The following is a 20,933-nucleotide window of genomic DNA, read 5'->3' on the forward strand; positions in this document are numbered from 1 at the left end:
AGCGACAAGTCAGAAAGTAGAGAGGAGAACGCTAGTGAAACTGTCTCGTAAACAACGCAACCCACTGCTGAGGGCGGGTATGAGCTCGCTTTTCGCGGGGTTGGTACTCGGGCTTTCGCCCCTGGGCGTCATGGCCCAGGACGCGGACGACTCCGAGGAATCAGCCTCCGATCTCGAGCGGATTACCGTTACCGGTTCCCGTCTGAGCACCAATGACAACGTGGTCGCGCCCAACCCGGTTCTCACGGTCGGCGCCGAAGAAATCGACTCCAGCGGCGTGAGCCGCATCGAAGACCTGACCAACCAGCTGCCGCAGATCTTTGCCAGCCAGGCTTCCGAAGTTTCCAACGGTGCCTCCGGTACCGCCCAGCTGGACATGCGCGGTCTGGGCGCCGGTCGTACGTTGACCCTGATCGACGGTCGCCGTCTGCCTTTCGGCTCGGCGGTCAGCATTCCGGCCAACCTCAACCTGGTGCCGACGCAGCTCGTCGAGCGGGTTGAAATCGTTACCGGCGGTGCTTCAGCCGTGTACGGTTCCGACGCCATCGCCGGTGTTGCCAACTTCATCCTCAAGGATGACTACGAAGGCATCGAGATCGACGTGCAGGGCAGCGCCCACCAGTCGGGCAACAGCAACAGCATGCTCGAGCGGGTGCACTCGGCGGCCAACGTCAAGTCCCCTGGCTCGACCTGGGACGGCGAGGAGTACCGCATCGCACTGACCATGGGCACCAACGCCTTCGAGGGTCGCGGCAACGTGGTCATGCACGCCAACTACGAGAACACCAAGTCGATCACCCAGGACAGCCGCATCACCAGCGCCTGCGCCCTGGCTTCGGCTTCGGGTGAGAACAGCTACAACGGGCTCGGCTGTGCCGGTTCGGGTAACTATCGTCTGTTTGCTGGCCCCGGTGGTTCTGCTTTCCAGCAGGACGACGGCACCATCGTCCCCTACGTCGGCGGCCCCGACCAGACGCACAACTATGGCCCGCTGAACTACTTCCAGCGTCCCACCGAGCGCTTCCAGATCTACAGCAAGGGCAGCTACGAGATCACCGACAATATCGAGTTCTTTGCTGACCTGAGCTACAACAACACGCGCACGGATGCCCAGGTGGCCGAGTCCGCCAGTTTCGGCGGCTGGTCGATCAACTGCGACAACCCGTTCATTCAGAACACCCCGGGCATCTCGCTGACCGACCTCTACGGCTGTAACACGCCGGATCCGGACACCGGCGAGCTGCCGGACGAAGTCCACCGCATTACGGCATCGCACCGGAACGTGGAGGGTGGCCCGCGTAACTCGATGATCGATATCTCCACCTTCCGTACGGTGGCCGGTATTCGCGGTACGTTTGCCAACGACTACGACTTCGAACTGTTCTCCCAGTTCGCGTCGACCGACAACAAGGAAGTGTCGACCGGCGACTTCGTGATCGATCACGTTCAGGACGCCTTCTACGTGGTTGAAGACGCCAACGGCAACCCGGTCTGTCGCTCGGGCAACGAGGACTGCATTCCCTACAACATCTTCCAGCGTGGCCCCAACGGCGAATCCCTGGTCGATCCGGAAGCGCTGAACTACCTCGAAGGGACCGGCGTGGTCGTCGGTAACGTCGAGCAGCTCGTTTTCGGCGGTAACATCCAGACCGATCTGGGCCGTGTCGGCCTGCAGTCGCCTTTTGCCGGCAGCGGCCTCGGCGTGCTGGTGGGTGCCGAGTATCGCAAGGACGAGCTCGAATCCACTCCTGACCAGACTTCGCAGCAGGCCGACGGCGGCTTCACCGGTGTCGGTGGCCCGACTCTGCCCGTCTCTGGTGAAGTTGCGGTGACCGAGTTCTACGCCGAAGCGCAGCTGCCGCTGGTCACGGGAGCCCCCATGGCCGAGCAGCTTGTTCTGGGCGGCGCCTACCGTTATTCGGACTACGAGGCGGAAGGTCGTGGCACGACCAACGACTTCTCCACCGATACCTACCACGCGTTCCTGAACTGGACGCCGGTTGATTCGGTTCGTCTGCGTGCGCAGTTCCAGCGCGCCGTGCGTGCTCCGAACGTGATCGAGCTCTACACCGGCCAGGGCACCAACCTGCCGAACCTGTCGCAGGATTCCCAGGGTAACTACGATCCCTGTGCGACCTCGAACCCGACGGCCAGCTTCGAAGAGTGTGCCCGCACGGGCGTGACCCAGGATCAGTATGGCAATATCCTGGACGTGCTCTCCGGTCAGACGCAGTCGATCACCGGGGGTAACCCGTTCCTGAGCCCTGAAGAGTCCGACACGATCAGCTTCGGTGTCATTTTCACTCCGACCTTTGCTGACGGCCTGACGCTGTCGGTCGACTACTTCGACATCACGGTGGACGACGCGATCTCGGGCGGCATTCCGGCATCGACGATCCTGTCACAGTGCCTCGCAACCGGCGATGCGACCTTCTGTGATCTGATGCAGCGCGACGGCCGCGGCTCGCTCAACTCCGGTACGCCGGGCGTTGGCTTCACCAATACGCAGGTCAACATCGCCAGCCTCAAGACCAAGGGTCTCGACGTTCAGGCCAGCTATGACATGGGCCTGTCCGATATCGGTCTCAGCGGCATGGGCTCGCTGCGGCTCGACTACGCCGCTACCTTCCTGGACAAGCTCGAGACGGAGTCCTTCCCGGGTGCCGATCCGATTGATTGCGCAGGCTACCACGCAGGTGCCTGTGAGGCCCCGTCCCCGGAATACCGCCATCGCATGCTCGCGACCTGGCGTACGCCCTGGGATCTCTCGCTCACCGCGACCTGGCGCTACTACTCCAGCACGGACAACGAGCTGGGTCAGGAGATCAAGCCTGCAATCGACCGCAAGATCAACACCCAGCAGTATCTTGATCTGGCGTTCAACTACGACCTGAGCGAAAGCTTCAGCTTCCGTGGTGGCGTCAACAACGTGTTTGGTGACGATGCGCCGATCGTGACCTCCTCGGGTCCGCCCCTGGGTAACGGCAACACCTACCCGACCGTGTACGACATCGGTCGCTATGTATTCCTGGGTGCAACCTTCAGGAACTAAAAGCAGAACCGGAACATCGGTAATGCGAAAACCGCAGGCCCCCGGCCTGCGGTTTTTTTATGGGCTCGAAGCAAAGGCCGGCTACACTGGAGTCGACATGGCCGATACCCGTTTTGTCGTCGAATACCCGCCCCTGAGGCGGCACCGGGAAGAGCTGCGTGAGCAGCGCCGTCGGCGTTATCGTCGGCTGCTGCTGGTGGCGCCCGCGAGCCTCGTGCTGATTGCCCTGGCCGGCGCCTGGAGCGTGCCGCTTGGCGTGATGCTCGCTGGCGTGAGCGTCTGCGTGCTTTTTTTTGCCGCTTTGCCCGGCACCAGCAGCGTAGACTCAGGCCACCTGGCCGGCGCGGAGGGCGAGGCCGCTGTGCTCGAGCAGCTCGCCGCACTTCCCGACGATTTTGTCGTCATCAATCGCCTCAGGTTGCCGGATGCCACTTTGCCCAATAAAGCGCGCGAGCTGGACTTCGTGGTTGCCGGACCACGCGATATCTGGGTGCTGGAAGTCAAGAACACGCCCGGCCATGTCAAGGTGCGGCCGGAAGAAAAGCACTGGCCGCTGGTTCGACGCGCCGGCTGCGGCAGTCGCCCGGGCTGGCGGGCGATGCCCAACCCGATACCCCAGGCCCAGGCTCAGGCGCGCGCTCTCGAGCGCTGGCTGTTGCAGCACGCTATCCACAGTCGCGCAAGGGCGGCGGTGGTTCTCGCTCACCCGGAAATGTCCATCGAAGATGCCGAGCTTGCGCAGATCCCGATTCTGCATCGGCGTCAGCTCCCGGACAGGCTGCAGCCCGATGGTGGGGACTCCGGGATGTTCTCCCCTGGCAGCAACGCTGAGTTCATTCAGGCGGTGGGTGTCCGGCTGCGCCAAGCGCAAGGCGCGAGGCTCGGTTAAACTGAGTCTTTCACATGCCTAGCCAAGGTGTTTCAGTGCACACGAAGTCTCTCTTTCCGGTTTGCCTTGTCTTTCTGGCGCTTGCTGTTGCCGGCCCGGCCCTGGCCCAGGGCAATGACGCTCAACGCATGGCGTCCGCTGACCTGTTCGACTTGCAGTACGCCAGTGAAGTGCGTATCTCGCCCAGCGGCGAGGAGGTGGTTTACGCGCGTTCGATCCACGACATCATGTGTGATTGCGTCCGCGCCAACCTCTGGCTGCTCAGCCGGGACGGCAGCGAGCACCGCCCCTTGCTGTCGGGGCGCAACAGCTACAGTTTGCCGCGCTGGTCTCCCGAGGGTGAGCGACTGGCTTATGTGGCACAAGACAAGAACGGGCAGGCACAGCTTTTCGTGCGCTGGATGGACTCTGGGCAGACTGCCATGGTGACCAGCCTGACGCGCACGCCTGCTTCGATCGCCTGGGGGCCTGACGGAAAATTCATCGCTTTCACCATGCAGGTGCCGGCTGAAAAGCCCTCACTCGCCAAGGCGCCTGACAAACCCGACGGTGCAGAGTGGGCCGAGCCGCCGGTGCTCATCGACAGCGTGGTTTATCGCTTTGACGGTCGCGGCTATCTCGATCCCGGCTTCAAGCATGTGTTCATTGCCCCGGCCGAAGGTGGTGCGGCGCGCCAGCTGACGACCGGTGACTTCAATCATCATGGACCGCTGGCCTGGATGCCGGATGGTTCCGGGATTGTCTTCGCGTCCAACCGTTCTGCACAGTGGCAATATGAGCTCAACGAGCGCGACTTGTTCCGTGTCTCTGTCGAGGGCGGTGCCATCGAGCAGCTGACCGACCTGCCGGGCATTGCCTCCGCACCCGCGGTGTCACCCGACGGCCGGACCATTGCCTTCGAGCGCGATGACCACCAGGGCCGTCAGTACACCATCAATGCGCTGGGTCTGATCGATGCCGACGGCGACAATCTCAGAGTTCTCGGCGAGGACCTCGACCGTTCCATCGAGGCACCCGCCTGGTCCGATGATGGCCAGAGCATCTATTTCCATTTCACCGATCGCGGCTGGCGCAAGGTCGGTCGGATCGATCTCGATGGTGAGTACGAGACCGTCATCGACGGTCTCAGCGGCACGACCATCGGTCGGCCCTACAGCAGCGGTGACTACTCGGTAGCCGCTGACGGCAGCATCGCCTACACTCGCGGCACGGAAAAGGCGCCCGCCGATGTCTGGCTGCAGCCGGCCGGCGGAGAGCCCCAGCGGCTGACCCGGCTCAATCGCAACCTGCTGGATCAAAGGGCGCTCGGCGAGGTACACGAAGTGGTGTACCCATCCGCGGTCGACGGCACTGAAATTCAGGGATGGTATCTGACGCCACCGGACTTCGATCCGGAAAAGACCTGGCCGCTGGTGCTCGAGATTCACGGCGGCCCGCATCTGGCTTATGGCCCGCACTTCTCCGCCGAGATGCAGCGCTACGCGGCTGAAGGCTACGTGGTTTTCTACGATAACCATCGTGGCTCGGCAGGCTACGGTCGCGACTTCGGAATGCTGCTGGAATACAAATACAGCTCCGAAGAGGACTTCGGCGACCACATGTCCGGCGTGGACGCCCTGCTGGAAAAGGGCTTCATCGACCCAGAGCGCCTGTTCATCACCGGTGGATCGGCCGGCGGCATCGCCAGCGCTTACGCCATTGGCCTGACTGACCGTTTTCGCGCCGCAGCGGTGGCCAAGCCGGTCATCAACTGGATCTCCAAGACGCTGACCGGTGATTACTACCCCAGCCAGATCGAGCGCCAGTTCCCGGCGCCGCCCTGGGAGGCGTTCGAGCATTACTGGCAGCGCTCGCCGCTGTCGCTGGTGGGCAACGTCACCACGCCCACCCTGCTGATCACCGGAGAGCAGGACTTCCGCACGCCGATGTCGGAAACCGAGCAGTACTACCAGGCGCTGAAGCTTGCCCGCGTGGACACCGTGATGCTGCGCCTGCCGGGCACATCGCACGGCATTGCCTCGCGGCCGTCGCGCCTGATTGCCAAGATCGACAATATCCTGGCCTGGTTCGAGCGCTACGATACCGACTGATCCGAAACTGCATCCGCCCCACCGCGGTGGGGCGGAGACGGGAGGCGCAAGAGCAGGCCGGAGCCCGACGCCAGCCCCCGGCTGGTATCAGCTTTCCCCGTTGTCCGCCTCGTTGCGGATGAGGCGATCAAGATCGGTGGCATCGTGGCGCTCGCGCAGCTGCTCATCCGGTTCACCGAACACCGAGTTCACCATCCGGCCGCGCTTGACCGCGGGGCGCGCGTCGATGGTCTTCGCCCAGCGGATGACGTTTTCATATTCCTGTGTCTGCAGAAATTCGGCCGCTTCATAAACGCGGTCAAGCACCAGGCAGCCGTACCAGGGCCAGATCGCCATATCGGCAATGCTGTAATCATCGCCGGCGATGAATTCACGCTCGGCCAGCTGCCGGTCGAGCACGTCAAGCTGGCGTTTTGCTTCCATGGTGTAACGGTCGATGGCGTACTTGATCTTGACCGGCGCGTAGTTATAGAAATGCCCGAAGCCACCGCCGAGCAGGGGGGCCGCCCCGGTCTGCCAGAACAGCCAGTTCAGGCATTCGGTGCGCGCTGCTGGATCGCGCGGCAGAAAGGCGCCGAATTTCTCGGCCAGATAGAGCAGGATCGAGCCGGATTCGAAAACGCGACGCACTGGATCCACGCCATGGTCAGCCATTGCCGGGATCTTCGAGTTGGGATTGATGTCGACAAAGCCCGAACCGAATTGCTCGCCTTCACCGATCTGGATCAGCCAGGCGTCGTACTCAGCGCCCGAAAACCCCTTCGCCAGCAGCTCCTCGAACATCACCGTGGCCTTGACGCCATTGGGCGTGGCCAGAGAATACAGCTGGTGCGGATGCTTCCCCACCGGCAGTATCTTGTCGTGGGTCGGGCCGGCGATGGGGCGGTTGATATTGGCAAACTGACCCCCGTTCTCGTCCCTTTCCCACTTCCAGACTTTCGGTGGCACATAGTCATTGGTGCTCATGGGCTGACTCCTAGTTTTTTTCGCGGGTTGCATGTTCTTCAGGTGCGACCGCCGGCCTGCTTCGTCAATGGCTCGCGGTTGCTTATACTGGGCAGCATGACACGACGAACCAAGATTGTGGCCACTCTGGGGCCGGCCACCGACGAGCCCGAAGTGCTTGAGCAGGTGATCACCGCCGGCTGCGATGTGGTACGGGTCAATTTCTCGCACGGTGATCACGAGACTCACGCCCGTCGCATCAAGATGGTGCGAGCGGCGGCGCGGGAGCTCGACAGCGATGTGGCGGTTCTGGCTGACCTGGCCGGGCCGAAGATCCGCATCGACCGGTTTCGCGAAGGCGCGGTCGAGCTGCAGGCCGGCGACCCGTTTGCCCTGTTCGCCCGGGCCGATCCGCCAGCCGGCGATGAGCACGGCGTAGGCGTGGCCTACCTGGGCCTGGTCGACGACGTCAGCCCCGGCTCCGAGCTGCTGCTCGACGATGGCCTGATGGCCCTGCGCGTCGAGCGCATCGAGGGCCAGACGATTCATTGCACCGTACTGACTTCCGGTCCGTTGTCGGATCGAAAGGGCCTCAATCTGCGCGGCGGGGGGCTGTCGGTGCCGGGCGTTTCCGAAGCCGATGCCCGCGACATCGGGCGCGCTGCCGAGTGGCAGGTGGACTACCTGGCGGTCTCTTTCCCGCGCGGGGCAGAAGACATGCAGCGTGCGCGCGATCTCTTGCAGGCGGCCGGCGGCCATGCCGGCCTGGTCAGCAAGATCGAACGTGCCGAGGCCATTGAAAACCTCGAGGAGATCATCGAGGCGTCCGACGCCGTGCTGGTCGCCCGCGGTGATCTCGGCGTGGAAATCGGCGACGCCGAGCTCCCGGGCCTGCAAAAGCGCATCATCAAGGCTTCGCTGGCTGCCAACCGGCCGGTTATCACCGCCACGCAGATGATGCAGTCCATGGTCGAGTCGCCGATCCCGACCCGCGCCGAAGTTCTGGACGTGGCCAATGCCGTCATCGACGGTACCGATGCGGTGATGCTGTCGGCCGAAACCGCCGTGGGTCGCCATCCGGTAACGGTGATCGAGGCCATGCGGCGCATCTGCGCCGGCGCTGAACGCCACGTCGACACCCATCTGCCGATGGGGCGGCTCAACGTCGAGGCCGAGCGCACTGATCAGGCGGTGGCAATGGCCACCATGGTCACGGCCCACAACCTGCCGGTGCGCGCCATCATCGCGTTGACCGAGTCGGGCTCGACCGCACAGTGGCTCAGCCGGGTTTGTTCGCCGGTGCCGATCATCGCGCTTTCTCCCAATCGGGCCAGTCTGCGCAGGATGCGTCTGTTCCAGCATGTGCGGCCGCTGCTGTTCGTGCCCGAGGACATGCCCCGCCCCCGACTGGCCCGTTCGGCCATCGAGCATGCCCGACGCGCCGGACTGGTCGAGTCCGGCGATCGCGTGCTCATGACCCTGGGCGACGAGCAGGGCGTGATGGGCGGGACCAACACCATGAAGATTCTCGCCGTCGAGTGAGGCGGGCGTTTCCGCAAACGCAAAACCCTTGAAACGCAAAGCAGCGAAGCAGCAAAGAATGCAAGGAAAATCAAAAAGAAGTGCATTGAAAGTGCTCCGGTGCTGGGCTCAGCCCCAGAGCCACTCTCAAGCGAGTTCGGCTTTGGCGAGATCAGTGCTCTTGGGCAGGCCTGCTTGACCAAACAGCAAGCCGACCAGTTTTCTGCACTTTGCGCCCTTTGCTGCTTCGCTGCTTTGCGTTTAAGAGGTTTTTCCCCGCCAGAGACCTCAGGACGGGTGAACTCGGCCCCGTGGCTCGCTACAATAGAGACTGCCATTCCACCCACCTTCCAACCGCGTAGCAGGGGTTCTGAGAACATGACGGACAAACTCGAGCAGCTCGTTGAAATTGCACAGGCGATGGTCGCTCCCGGCAAGGGCATCCTGGCCATCGATGAATCCACCGGTACGATCCAGAAACGCCTGGCGTCGGTGGGAGTGGAGTCGACCGAAGACAATCGCAGTGACTATCGCTCGATGCTGCTGTCCACGCCCGGCCTTGGTGAGCATGTATCGGGTGCGATTCTGTTCGACGAGACCCTGCGCCAGAAGGCGCCCGACGGCACACCAATGGTCGAGCTGATGAACCGGGCCGGCATCATTCCCGGCATCAAGGTTGACCGTGGTGCCAAGGCGCTGGCCGGTTTCGAGGGCGAGAAAGTGACCGAGGGCCTGGATGGCCTGCGTGAGCGCCTGGCCGAGTATGCCGAGCTGGGTGCCAAATTCGCCAAGTGGCGCGCGGTGATCGCCATTGGCGACGATATTCCTTCGCGCACCTGCCTGGAAGCCAACGCTCACGCCCTGGCGCGCTATGCCGCGCTGTGCCAGGAGGCGGGCATCGTTCCGATCGTCGAGCCGGAAGTGCTGATGGACGGCGCGCATGATCTTGACGCCGCCTACGACGTCAACGAAGCCGCGCTCAAGATCCAGTTTGCCCAGCTCTATGAGCATGATGTGCTGCTCGAGGGGACGATTCTGAAGCCGTCAATGGTAATCTCCGGCTCGGAGGCCGCCAATCGCGCCGGCACCGAAGAAGTGGCCGAGGCCACGATCGACTGCCTGCTCAACGCCGTGCCGGCGGCGCTGGCCGGTATCGTGTTCCTCTCCGGCGGGCAGGGCGACGTGGAAGCCACCCGGCATCTCGACACCATGAACAAGATGGGTGACCTGCCGTGGCCGCTGTCGTTTTCGTACGGGCGGGCCCTGCAGGCCGAGTGCCTCAAGACCTGGGCGGCGGACCCGAAGGGCAACCGCGAAAAAGCCCAGCAGGTTCTTGCTCACCGCGCCAGAATGAATGGTCTGGCAGCTGTGGGCGAGTGGAGCGAAGACGCCGAAGGCGCCTGAGTGCTGTCGCAGCGCCGCGCCCGGCGCGACCTTCGTACGACATGATGAATCCACCACGCAGGGCACGAAGGGCTCGAAGAGAAAGAATGAATTCAATCTGATTATCTTCGTGCGCTTCGTGGCCCGCGTGGTTTTATTACCCGGAGCCGGAAGCCCCAATGAGCGATAACGACAAGTTCCGCGAAGAAGCCCTCGAATATCACCGTCAATATCCACCGGGCAAGATCAAGCTGGTGCCGACCAAGGCGCTGACCACCGCCAAGGATCTGGCCCTGGCCTACTCGCCCGGCGTGGCGGCGGCATCGGAAGAAATCGCGAAGGATCCGCTCAAGGCGCTGGACTACACCGCGCGCGGCAACCTGGTGGCGGTGATCTCCAACGGCACGGCCGTGCTGGGTCTGGGCGACATCGGCGCGGCGGCGTCCAAGCCGGTGATGGAAGGCAAGGGCGTGCTGTTCAAGAAGTTCGCGGACATCAACGTCTTCGACGTCGAGGTCGACGAGCGCGACCCCGACCGGCTCATCGACATCATTGCCAGCCTGGAGCCGACTTTCGGCGGCATCAATCTGGAAGACATCAAGGCGCCGGAGTGCTTCAAGGTCGAAGAAGCGCTCAAGGAGCGCATGAACATCCCCGTCTTCCACGACGACCAGCACGGCACGGCCATTATCGCCGCCGCCGCTCTGGTCAACGGTTTGAAGCTGGTCGGCAAGAAGATGGAAGACATCCGCCTGGTCGCTTCCGGTGCCGGCGCTGCCGGTATCGCCTGTCTGGACCTGCTGGTGACCATGGGCGTCAAGCGCGAGAATATCGCGGTCTGCGATCGCGATGGTGTGGTCTACGTCGGTCGCAGTTCGGAGATGGACGAGCGCAAGGCGGCCTACGCCATCGAGACCGACGCGCGCACGTTGGGCGAGATCATCGAAGATGCCGATGTGTTTCTCGGCGTCTCCGCCCCCGGCGTCCTGACCCCGGAAATGGTCAAGACGATGGCCGACAAGCCGATTATCCTGGCCTTGGCCAATCCGGTGCCGGAGATCATGCCCGACCAGGCGCGCGAGGCGCGGCCGGATGCCCTGATCGCCACCGGGCGCTCGGATTTTCCCAATCAGGTCAACAACGTCCTGTGCTTCCCCTATATCTTCCGCGGCGCGCTCGATGTCGGTGCGACGGCCATCAACGACGAGATGAAGATGGCCTGCGTGCACGCCATCGCCGATCTGGCCCAGATGGAGGCGTCCGACGTGGCCGCGCAGGCCTACGGTGGGGACGTACCGAAGTTCGGGCCCGATTACCTGATTCCGCAGCCGTTTGATCCGCGCCTGCTGGCCCATCTGGCGCCGGCGGTGGCCAAGGCCGCGATGGACTCCGGCGTGGCCGCCCGGCCGATCGCGGATCTCAAGGCCTACACCGAAAGACTGTATCAACACGTCTTCCGCACCGGCCTGCTCATGAAGCCGGTGTTCGACGCCGCGCGTAATGACCCCCGGCGCGTGGTCTTTGCCGAGGGCGAAGAAGAGATCGTGTTGCGCGCGGTGCAAACCATCGTCGATGACGGGCTGGCGAAACCCATTCTGATCGGCCGCCCGAAGGTGGTCGACATGCGCATCGAGCGTGCCGGCCTGCGGCTCACGCCCGGTGAGGACTTCGAGCTGGTCAACCCCGAATCCGACCCGCGCTTCAAGGAATACTGGCAGACCTTCCACGAGATCACCCAACGCCGCGGCGTCACGCCCGATTCGGCCAAGGCCATCGTGCGCACGCGCACGGCCGTGATTGCGGCGGTCATGGTCCACCGCAACGAGGCCGATGCGATGATCTGCGGCGTGGTCGGGCGCTACCAGAAGAAGCTGCAGTACATCAGCGAAGTGCTCGGCACCCACGACGGCACGCAAACCCTGGGCGCGCTATCGGCGATGACCAACGAAAACGGCGTCTGGTTCGTCTGCGACACCCATGTCAACCCTGACCCCAGCGCCGAGGAGCTGGTCGAGCTGACGCTGATGGCGGCCGACCGCCTGCGCATGTTCGGCATCACGCCCCGGGTGGCACTGTGCTCGCATTCCAACTTCGGCAGCCACGTCAACCCGTCGGCTGCAAAGATGCGGCAGGTTTTCGATGCGCTGCGCAAGCGCGCACCCGAACTCGAGGTTGAGGGCGAGATGCGTGCCGATGCCGCCCTGATGCCGGCCATTCGCGAACGCATCTTCCCCGACTCGCGGCTCCGTGGAGAGGCCAATCTGCTGATCATGCCCAATCAGGATGCCGCTCATATCGCCTTTTCCATGGCGCGCGTGATTGGCAAGAGCGTCACCATCGGGCCGATGCTGATGGGGATTGGTCGTCCGGCGCACGTGCTCACGCCTTCAACCACCGTGCGCCGCGTGGTCAACATGACCGCCATCGCCGTGGTGGATGCCCAGCAATATGAGCAGCGTTCGAAAGCCGGCGGCGAACTGTTCGTCTGATCCCGGCCCGGCCGCCGCTACCCAAGCAGCCACTGCGCGGCCAGCGCGACAATCGTGACCGTCAGCACAAGCGAAATCAGCACGAGCAAGCCGTCTCGCACCACCAGAGCAGCACCGAAGGTAAACAGCGCAATGCCGGCCAGATTGGCGGAGAACGGGATGAACTCCAGCAGCGGCATGACCAGGCCGACGGCCAGGGCCGTCAGCGCAACAATCAGCGTAAAGACGTTGCCCGTAAACAGCGACAGGCGGTGAAACAGAAACCGGTCGGTAAAGCGGGCCGGGCGCAGCATGAAGTCGAGTGCGCCCTGCAGATGGCGGCGAGAGATGGAGCGTCGCAGCAGGAACTGCGGCAGCCAGAAATAGCTTCGCCCCGCCAGGATCTGCACGGAGGTCAGAATGACCAGCAGCGCGATCAGGGTGGGGACGCCGGGAATATCGCCGATGATCGGCGCCAGCACGATGATCCCCGCGACGATCAGAATGGCGCCGAAGGAGCGTTGTTCGATCTGTTGCAGGATGTCGTGCAGCTCGACCGGATCGATATCCTGGCTGATCGCGCGCAGCTGCTCGATCAGACCTTCGAGACTCTCGGACTTGTGCGAATTGGCGGTATTCATGGCCACATCTCTTGGTGTCGGTGGTCAGTGATTTTACGCGGGCGCAGATTATTGACGCGGCACCAGAGCAGGTTGCATTCTCGGGGCTCCTGACATATTGATATTGAACGACAGGCCGCCCTGCACAGCGCCGCTGAATGCAACCTGCTTTGATGCCGGGCCAATGGAATACGGGCGTTAACGGGACTTCCCGGTTCAGTGTGGTAGTCTTTGTCACAACACTCCAACATCAGAATCGAGAGAAGGAGGAACCATGGCTGCCAACACCGAAAAGGAACTTCAGGAGCTTCGGGAAGAGTTCAAGCAGTTGAAGGAAGAGCTCTCCGGCATTGGCAAGACGGTCCGGCAGCTGGGCCACGCCGCGACCGATGAGGGTCGCGAACGCTTGCGGTCGGCCGCTGACCAGACGCGCCAGCAGGCGCGCGAGACCTGGCACGCGTTCGAGCACGAAATCGAAGAGCGTCCGATGACCAGCATTGCGGTCGCGCTCGGGATCGGATTCATCCTCGGCAAGTTGCTCGATCGCTGAGCTTTTGTTTGCAGCCTTGCCTGAATGCTGACAAGACTCAAGAAGCGTATGGAGACCGGCGTTCTGGTGACGGCAATCGTCGTCCCGGTGGCGCTGTGTGTATTCGCCTTCCTCGCCATGGCCTGCTACCTGGCGTTACTCGAAAGCTTGACGCCGGCACTCGCGGCGCTGGTGACGGCCGCCTGCGGAATCATCCTGATCGCGCTGGTACTGCTGATTGCCAAAATAGCGGATCCGGCGGCCCGACGCAGTGATCCGTCGCGCAAGACGACCGACGACGACGAGTTCGAGCGCTTCTTGCGCGAGCATGCCGACCCGGTGCTGGCGCGCTGGATACAGGACAACCCCGACAAAGCGGCGATTACAACCCTCGGGCTCGGCATCGCTGCCGGCTACAGCGAGCCCTTCCGCCGGGTGCTGTCCGACCTCTACATTCGCTATTCGGAATCCGAGCGCGTTCGCCGCGAGCGCCGGCGCTCCTGACGGCAAACGCTGTCATCTGCGCGACTGAACGCAACCTGCTTTGATGCCGGGTTGATAAGCTTTCGCGATTGCTGCCGTAGCGAGGGTATCTCTCATGGAATGGATCGCCGACCCCCAGGCCTGGATCGCGCTGGGCACGCTGACCACGCTCGAGATTGTGCTCGGCATCGACAACATCATCTTCATCTCCGTGCTTGTTGCCCGCCTGCCGGCGGCCGAGCGACAGCGCGCGCGCATCATCGGTCTTTCCATCGCCATGATCAGCCGCATCGCGCTGCTGCTGGTCATCACCTGGATCATGCGTCTGGACCAGACCCTGTTTTCGATCCTGGGCCAGGCGATTACCGGGCGCGAGTTGATCCTGATCGCCGGCGGTCTGTTTTTGCTCGGCAAGGCCAGCCACGAGATTCACGGCAATCTCGAGGGCGATGATCCGTCCGCATCGGCAGGCGCGGCCACGGCCGGCTTCTGGTCTGTGCTCATCCAGATCGGACTCATCGACCTGGTGTTTTCCATCGATTCGGTAGTCACCGCCGTCGGCCTGGCCGACCACCTTGCGGTGATGATCATTGCCATCGTCATCGCCGTGGGCGTGATGATGGTCTCGGCAAAAGCCGTCGGCCAATTCGTCGATCGTCACCCGACCATCAAGATGCTGGCGCTGAGCTTTCTGATTCTCATCGGCTTCACCCTGGTCGCCGAGGGCATGGAGTTTCATATTCCCAAGGGCTATGTCTATTTCGCCATGGCTTTTTCGGTGGGCGTCGAGCTGCTCAACCTGCGGGTGCGCGCGATGCGGCGCAAGAAGAGCCGGCCCATGCGGCTGCGGCGGCAGATGGCCAGCGTTCCGGCGGCCGAATCGGAGGGGTCGTGAGCGCGGCTGAATGCCACCTGTTTTGATGCCGGGTTGATAGCGCAGTTGCTCAAGCGGTCCCCTCCGGGGCATCGGCTTGAGGATGCAGGGGATGATGCGCTCCGCTTCCTGCGCCGGCAAGCTTGGTACGGACTTCTTGACTGGGCTAAGGAGTTGCCTGGAGGTCAACAACTACCAAGGCGCCGCTCGTCTTGCCGCCGTATGGGCCAATGACCCAAGGATCGGGCCGAAGTCGAGAGTCTGCGACCATGCACCATGCCGGCACTCGACAATCCACACCAGGTGCGCCGTTTCGTCTTCAGGCGATCTGATCAAGGCGGCATCATTTCCAGCCGTAATCAAGCGGCAATCCACATTCTCGTGCTCAACGCCTGAGAGCAGACTCGAATCAAGGGGGCACCGGCTACCTGTGCGTTATCGAAACTTTCTGTAGCTCACTACAGCGGCGTTTCTCTGCCTTGCTGTCGGGATGCACAGCGCGGCTGAATGCAACCTGCTTTGATGCCGGGTCAATAAAGCCATGAGTGCTCCGAGCTGACTACGAGTGCGGGGGCGTTGACTTTGGAGTACACCTGCAATACGCTATCATTGTATTCGCGTGAATTCGGGTATTCTTTTGCACTGATCTTGAGTGATGTCCACGTATTTTGCTTTGGCGAGACGATTACAGCCAGGAGCAATGTACGCCATGACCTCTCACGAGTAAATGCGTTCTCACAGTGCATTGGCAAGATGCGAACACCAGTTACGACAGCCCTGACCCAGGAAGTGAGCTGGGCAACAGAAAGCTATTTTTGGAGGAGCAAATCAATGAAGCAACACAGGATACTGTATCGGTGCGGCAAGGCGCAGGATACGGCTGGCACTCACGCTGGCTTGCCGGCCTTTTCAAGGCGAAGGTCTGGCCCGATTGCTGTTGCCGCGGCCGTTGCCCTGGCGCTTTCGGGTAGCGTTGCGCTTGCGCAGCAGGCATCCGAAGACGAGGGTGCGCAGGCGTCCCGTGACGCGGAAACCCAGGACTCGGCTGAAGTCGACCGGATTGTTGTAACCGGCTCGCGCGTACCGCGTGCCGACGTCACCTCCAATAGCCCGGTGAATGTGCTGGACGCCGAGGAGTTTCAGCTCTCCGGAGCCGTTGAGGTCGAGGATCTGCTCGATACGCTGCCGCAGGTTGTTGGCACCTTCGGTGCTTCCAGCAACAACCCCGGCAACGGCACCGCCACCGTGGATCTCCGTGGTCTCGGCGCCGAGCGAACCCTGGTGCTGGTCAACGGGCGCCGCATGGTTGCCGCTGACACGGACGGTGTGGTTGATCTCAACAATATTCCGCCGGCACTGATCGAGCGCGTCGAAGTCGTCACCGGCGGCGCCTCGGCGGTATACGGCTCCGATGCCCTGGCAGGCGTCGTCAACTTCATCCTCAAGAATGACTTCGACGGCTTGCAGTTCAACGCCCAGAGCGGCATCAGCGGCGAAGGTGACGGTCGTCGCATGAGCTTCGATGTCACCATGGGCACGAACTTTGATGACCATCGCGGCAACGTGGTCCTGTATGCGAACTATTTCGACCGCAAGGGCATTGACGCCGATGAGCGACCCTGGGGCGCCAATTCCTACTTGAATGACGTGGACGAAAACGGAAACGCATTCCTGCGTCAACTGCCTGCAGCCAACCGGAATGCGCCGCAAACGCGTCTGAGCCGCCCCGGGCTCGAGACGGTGAACAGCGGCATGACCGATCCCTTCGGAACGCCCATCGGTCCCATGGGGATCGTTCTGACCGACGGCGGCTGGCGCGCCTACGAAGAGGGCCGCGACCGCACGCACACCTCTTTTGACAGCACGTTGCAGCTACCCATGGAGCGCTGGCAGTTCAGCGGGCTGGGCAGCTACGATATTACCGATAGCGTGCGCGCCTTTGCGGAAACGCAGTTCTCGAACGTCAAGGTCACCTCGGTGCTCTCGCCAGTGCCCTTGCCCTCGGCGCTGATCCCGAATTTTCGCCTGGACACGAACAATCCGCACATGCCCGACGGCCTGCGAGATTTCCTCAACACCAACCTCGACCCGACCGGTGAGCTCGACGGCGTGCTGCCGATCAACCTGCAGCGCAGCACGCGCGAGCTGGGTCGCCGGACCAATACCGATAGCCGTACCATGTGGCGATTTGTCGGCGGCCTCGAAGGCGAGCTCGGCGATGACATGAACTGGGAAGTTTTCTATAACTTCGGCCGCAATGAAGTGTCGACAACGCAGGGCGGCGGCCTGCATCTGGCCCGTTTCCAGCAAACGCTTCTGATGGATCCCGAGAATCCGGAACAATGCGCCGACCCGACGGGTCCGGCCGGCGGCTGCACGCCACTCAACCTGTTTGATACCGGCGGGTGGAGCCAGCAGAACGTTGATTTCATCGGGCTCAATATGATGAACAAGGCTGAAATGCAGTCCGAGCAGATCAGTGCCAACCTCTCAGGTGTCGTCATGGACCTTCCCGCCGGCCCCCTGGGCTTTGCGGTGGGCGGGGAGTATCGCTCCGAGTCAGCGTATTTCGATCCCGACAACATCTACCAAAGCGGTGAAGGCGTTGCCAGATCGGCCGGCCTGCAGCCGACGGGCGGTCGCTTCCACGTGTCAGAGGCTTATGCCGAAACCATCGTGCCCATCCTGTCGAATCAGCCTTTCGCGGACTACCTCGGCCTCGAGGCCGGCGTGCGCTTTTCGGACTACTCGACGGCGGGTTCGGTCACATCCTACAAATACGGCGGTGAATGGGCGCCGCATCCGGATCTTCGCTTTCGCGGCCTGATTCAGCGCGCGATTCGCGCGCCTAATGTGATCGAGCTCTATCGTGGTGGAGACAACACCGCCTCCGTGGCGCGTGACTTCTGCGACGCCTCGGCCAACCCGACGCAGGCGGAGAAGGACTTCTGTGTACAGCTTGGCGTGCCCGCCAATGCCATTGATACCTTCAGGCAGGAGAGTCAGCAGATTCGCGCCATTGTTGGCGGCAACCCCGATCTGGAAGAAGAGGTCTCGGACACCTGGACCCTGGGCTTCGTGTATCAGCCCGCGCAGATCAATGGCCTGGACCTGACGGTCGATTATTACGACATCGAGATCGATGGCGCTATCGACATCTTCGGCGGCGGCCTCAGCCCGACGATCGACGCTTGTCGCCAGGACCTCTCCCTTGACAACCCGTTCTGCCAGCCCCTGACCACGCGCGGTCCTGACGGCCAGCTGCGGGATGTCCCGCTGCTCAATGCCAACATTGCAAACATCCAGACGGCTGGCATCGACTTCAACCTGAACTACATGTTCGACCTGCCGAGCATGCCGGGTGGCTTCAATTACACGCTCTCGGCAGCACGCGTGTTCGAAAACAAGTTCCAGGGCAGCCCGATCATCAATCCCACCGACTGCGCCGGCTTCGTGGGCGGCGGTGTATGTTCCTTTGCTGATCCGAAGTGGCGCGGTGTACAGCGTCTGACGTGGAGTCAGAACGACTTTCAGCTGTCGCTTCGTCATCGCTACATCGGCAGCGTCAAGAACGGGAGCATTGCTGCTGCCAAGGCGAGTGGTTCATCGGTGCCCAACGTTCCGGTGCGTCAGCTGAGCGCGGTCAATTACTTTGACTTGTCAGCCAACTGGAGCCCGAATGACACGTACACGGTCTACGCCGTGCTCGACAACGTGTTCGACAAGAGCCCGCCGATCATTGGCAATACCGACGGTGTCGGCTTCGTGAACACGGATTCGTTTACCTACGACGTCATCGGTCGGTACGTGACCGTCGGCTTGCGCGCGCATTTCTGATGTCAAGTGCAACTGAGTGAGATCGGGAAGGAGCGGCGCCCGTGCCGCTCCTTCCCAACCGCAGGCGGTCTGGGCGTGCGCGGTCGCTTTCATGTTCAACGCCCGGAGCAGCGACACTGGCTGCCGTCATTTGTTGACTTGGGCTGCTTTCAACGCCTGCAGGCGGCCTGGGTCAGGCCTTTGGCGAGTTCGCGGCCGCCGCGGAGCGCGAAGCGCGGGCAGCCGGAATATGCGCCCAGATATGTGTTAAAAGTATTGCATTTGTGGGTGCATTGGCGTAATCTCTTCAGCAATGGGTAAAGAGCAGGGTTGGCGAGCGCAGCTGGCCGGAGCGCTGCCTTCAAGAAGCCGAAATGATTGAGCCGGGATCGGAGGGTTCAGCATGATTGACTTGAAACGACTTGTGCTTGCGTCAGTGACGTTGGTGGTCTGTGCAAGTGCTACAGCGCAGGATGGCTACGCCACGCTGGTACAAATGAACTCGGAGATCATCGAGCTCGCCGAGCCGGATATTGTCAAAGGTGTTCCGGACCTGAGTAGCAGCGCCATCGCAGAGCGCCGGGAGAAGCTCGATGAGTTTCGTTCGCGTCTGCTCGATATCGACACCTCGTCGTGGGCCGTGCCGCAGCAGGTGGATTATCTGCTGGTATGGTCCAAGATGAACGACATTGTTTTTCAGCATCGGGTCATGCAGCCCTGGGCGCGTGATCCGCTGACCTATCTGTACCAGTTCCGGCACATTCCTCATGCCGAGGTTCCTTCGACACAGGAAAGTCGCAAGGAGCTGACCCGCGATCTTCAGGCGGTGCCGCGCATGGTTGATAGCGCCATCGATAACCTCAAGAAGCCGTCGGCAGAGTTGGCGGACCTGGCGATTTTCCTGCTCGGGAACTTTGATGGAGTGGGTCAGGGCGAGCCGTACCGTGACAACCCTCCGGAAGGCACAATCGGCTGGTTCGATGACCTTTGTCAACGTCTCGATCAAAGCAAGGACGCTCTGACCAGCGACTGCCGAAGTGCCCGCGACGCGGCACAGAAATACCACGATTGGCTGGTCGACAACATCGATGGCATGGCGTCCTCTGCAGGCATTGGCACGGACAACTTCAACTGGTATTTGAAGCATGTTCGGCTGATGCCGGAGACGGTTGACGATCTGCGGGCCATCGGCGTTCGAGAGTTCCATCGCTATCGCTTCGACTATATCCTTGACCGGCACAAGAACGCATCAGTTGATGAGCTCGAGCTCACCCAGAGCGCGGAGCAACACCAGCGCAGAACCAGGGTGGCAGAAGCCAGGACCAGAGAGCTTGTCGAGGAGCTGGATCTGCTGACGATTCCAGACTACATGCCGGCTGAATTCGAGACCGATGTGTTCTGGAGTCCGCGGGCGAAAACCAAGCGCCATTTCTGGGAAGAGATTCAGTTCCGAAACGCCTTGAATAATCATATCCACGCTTCGATACCGGGCCATCGTTTTGACGGCAAGCTCCGCGAGCAACTCGATAATCCGATACGGCGCACACACGCAGAGAGCGCGCGTGCCGAAGGCTGGGCGACCTATCTGGAGGAAGCCCTGATCCAGGCCGGTATTGCTGACGACAATCCGCGCGTGCGCGAGCTGTTCTACATTGCGCTGATCAAGCGAGCCAGCCGATTCTTTGCGGAGATCGGCATGCACACCGGCGAGATGACGGTGGATGAAGCCAACGCGTACATGATGGATTGGGTGCCGTTCATGGAGGAGGACCTCGGCCGCTACGACCTGGTCAATTACCTGCGGCGCCCTGGTTTGGGCAGCATGTATCTTCTGGGTAAAACACAGATTGAACAGCTGGTGTCGGAGCGGGCCTTTCAGTTGGGCAAAGACTTCGACCTGGGCGAGTTTCACGACGATTTTCTTTCGCGGGGAATCATTCCCGTCACTCTCATTCGCTGGGAGCTGGCAGGGCTTTCGGATCAGGCGCGCGCCGTCTGGAAAGATGTCGTCGGCAAGCCATTTCCCGGCGCAAATTGACCGCCCGATGTGTGGTCGATGCACGCGCTGTGCGCGGCTGCCTGCGGCCCGGATAAATGCGGCAGGAAAGGTGGAGCCAAGACGGGCTCGGAGGCTGAAGGATTTGCCAGATATGGAGGCCGGTTTTCGGGCGCGCCCGCCCGCAGACGCCCCGGCTTGACGGGGTTTGTGTGCTAGGTTAGCGTTCGCGCGGGATGCAATCCGCTCCGACTTAACCAGATTGAC

The 20,933-nt window shown here is 62.1% G+C and carries 13 protein-coding genes; 11 read left to right on the top strand and 2 right to left on the bottom strand.

Annotated elements, in window-relative coordinates:
* Positions 1–79: 79 nt before the first annotated feature.
* The 3 genes from ACEWQ0_RS07920 to ACEWQ0_RS07930 are packed head-to-tail and all read left to right on the top strand — an operon-like array spanning position 80 to position 6,031.
* A complete protein-coding gene (locus tag ACEWQ0_RS07920; protein WP_476485009.1) occupies positions 80–3,052 on the top strand; it encodes a TonB-dependent receptor domain-containing protein in 2,973 nt (990 codons plus the stop codon).
* Positions 3,053–3,074: 22 nt separating this feature from the next.
* Entirely contained in the window at positions 3,075–3,941 is an 867-nt protein-coding gene (locus tag ACEWQ0_RS07925) for a nuclease-related domain-containing protein (protein ID WP_476485010.1), read from the top strand.
* Between the two features lie 35 nt (positions 3,942–3,976).
* A complete protein-coding gene (locus tag ACEWQ0_RS07930; RefSeq protein ID WP_476485011.1) occupies positions 3,977–6,031 on the top strand; it encodes a S9 family peptidase in 2,055 nt (684 codons plus the stop codon).
* Positions 6,032–6,118: 87 nt separating this feature from the next.
* On the opposite strand, the gene yghU is transcribed toward ACEWQ0_RS07930, so the two are convergent.
* Entirely contained in the window at positions 6,119–6,997 is an 879-nt protein-coding gene (gene yghU / locus ACEWQ0_RS07935) for a glutathione-dependent disulfide-bond oxidoreductase (protein WP_476482610.1), read from the bottom strand.
* 96 nt (positions 6,998–7,093) lie between these two features.
* Here yghU and pyk point away from each other — a divergent pair, with 96 nt between their 5' ends.
* The 3 genes from pyk (at position 7,094) to ACEWQ0_RS07950 (ending at position 12,369) form a co-directional block, all read left to right on the top strand.
* The gene (gene pyk, locus ACEWQ0_RS07940; protein WP_476485012.1) at positions 7,094–8,518 is read left to right on the top strand and encodes a pyruvate kinase; all 1,425 of its coding nucleotides are present in this window, start codon (positions 7,094–7,096) and stop codon (positions 8,516–8,518) included.
* A gap of 357 nt (positions 8,519–8,875) precedes the next feature.
* Positions 8,876–9,901 carry a class I fructose-bisphosphate aldolase gene (locus tag ACEWQ0_RS07945; protein WP_476482612.1) on the top strand — a complete coding sequence of 342 codons (1,026 nt, stop codon included), beginning with the start codon at positions 8,876–8,878 and terminating at the stop codon, positions 9,899–9,901.
* Positions 9,902–10,059: 158 nt separating this feature from the next.
* The gene (locus tag ACEWQ0_RS07950; RefSeq protein WP_476485013.1) at positions 10,060–12,369 is read left to right on the top strand and encodes an NADP-dependent malic enzyme; all 2,310 of its coding nucleotides are present in this window, start codon (positions 10,060–10,062) and stop codon (positions 12,367–12,369) included.
* A gap of 17 nt (positions 12,370–12,386) precedes the next feature.
* Here the strand turns inward: ACEWQ0_RS07950 and ACEWQ0_RS07955 are convergent, their stop codons facing one another.
* On the bottom strand, positions 12,387–12,989 hold the full coding sequence (locus ACEWQ0_RS07955; RefSeq protein ID WP_476482614.1) for an exopolysaccharide biosynthesis protein: 603 nt from the start codon (positions 12,987–12,989) through the stop codon (positions 12,387–12,389).
* A 253-nt stretch (positions 12,990–13,242) separates the two neighbouring features.
* Here ACEWQ0_RS07955 and ACEWQ0_RS07960 point away from each other — a divergent pair, with 253 nt between their 5' ends.
* From ACEWQ0_RS07960 to ACEWQ0_RS07980, 5 genes are all read left to right on the top strand, one after another.
* Positions 13,243–13,518 (top strand): ElaB/YgaM/YqjD family protein, encoded by a 276-nt coding sequence (locus ACEWQ0_RS07960; protein WP_476485014.1) that lies wholly within the window; start codon positions 13,243–13,245, stop codon positions 13,516–13,518.
* Between the two features lie 24 nt (positions 13,519–13,542).
* Positions 13,543–14,001, top strand: a complete 459-nt coding sequence (locus ACEWQ0_RS07965; RefSeq protein WP_476482616.1) for a hypothetical protein — start codon at positions 13,543–13,545, stop codon at positions 13,999–14,001.
* A 94-nt stretch (positions 14,002–14,095) separates the two neighbouring features.
* Positions 14,096–14,875, top strand: a complete 780-nt coding sequence (locus ACEWQ0_RS07970; RefSeq protein WP_476485015.1) for a TerC family protein — start codon at positions 14,096–14,098, stop codon at positions 14,873–14,875.
* Between the two features lie 810 nt (positions 14,876–15,685).
* Positions 15,686–18,691, top strand: coding sequence for a TonB-dependent receptor plug domain-containing protein (locus ACEWQ0_RS07975; RefSeq protein WP_476485016.1), 3,006 nt, complete (start codon positions 15,686–15,688; stop codon positions 18,689–18,691).
* 382 nt (positions 18,692–19,073) lie between these two features.
* Positions 19,074–20,708, top strand: a complete 1,635-nt coding sequence (locus ACEWQ0_RS07980) for a DUF885 family protein (RefSeq protein WP_476485017.1) — start codon at positions 19,074–19,076, stop codon at positions 20,706–20,708.
* The last annotated feature ends 225 nt before the right edge of the window (positions 20,709–20,933 follow it).

Source organism: Wenzhouxiangella sp. YN9, from assembly GCF_056324165.1.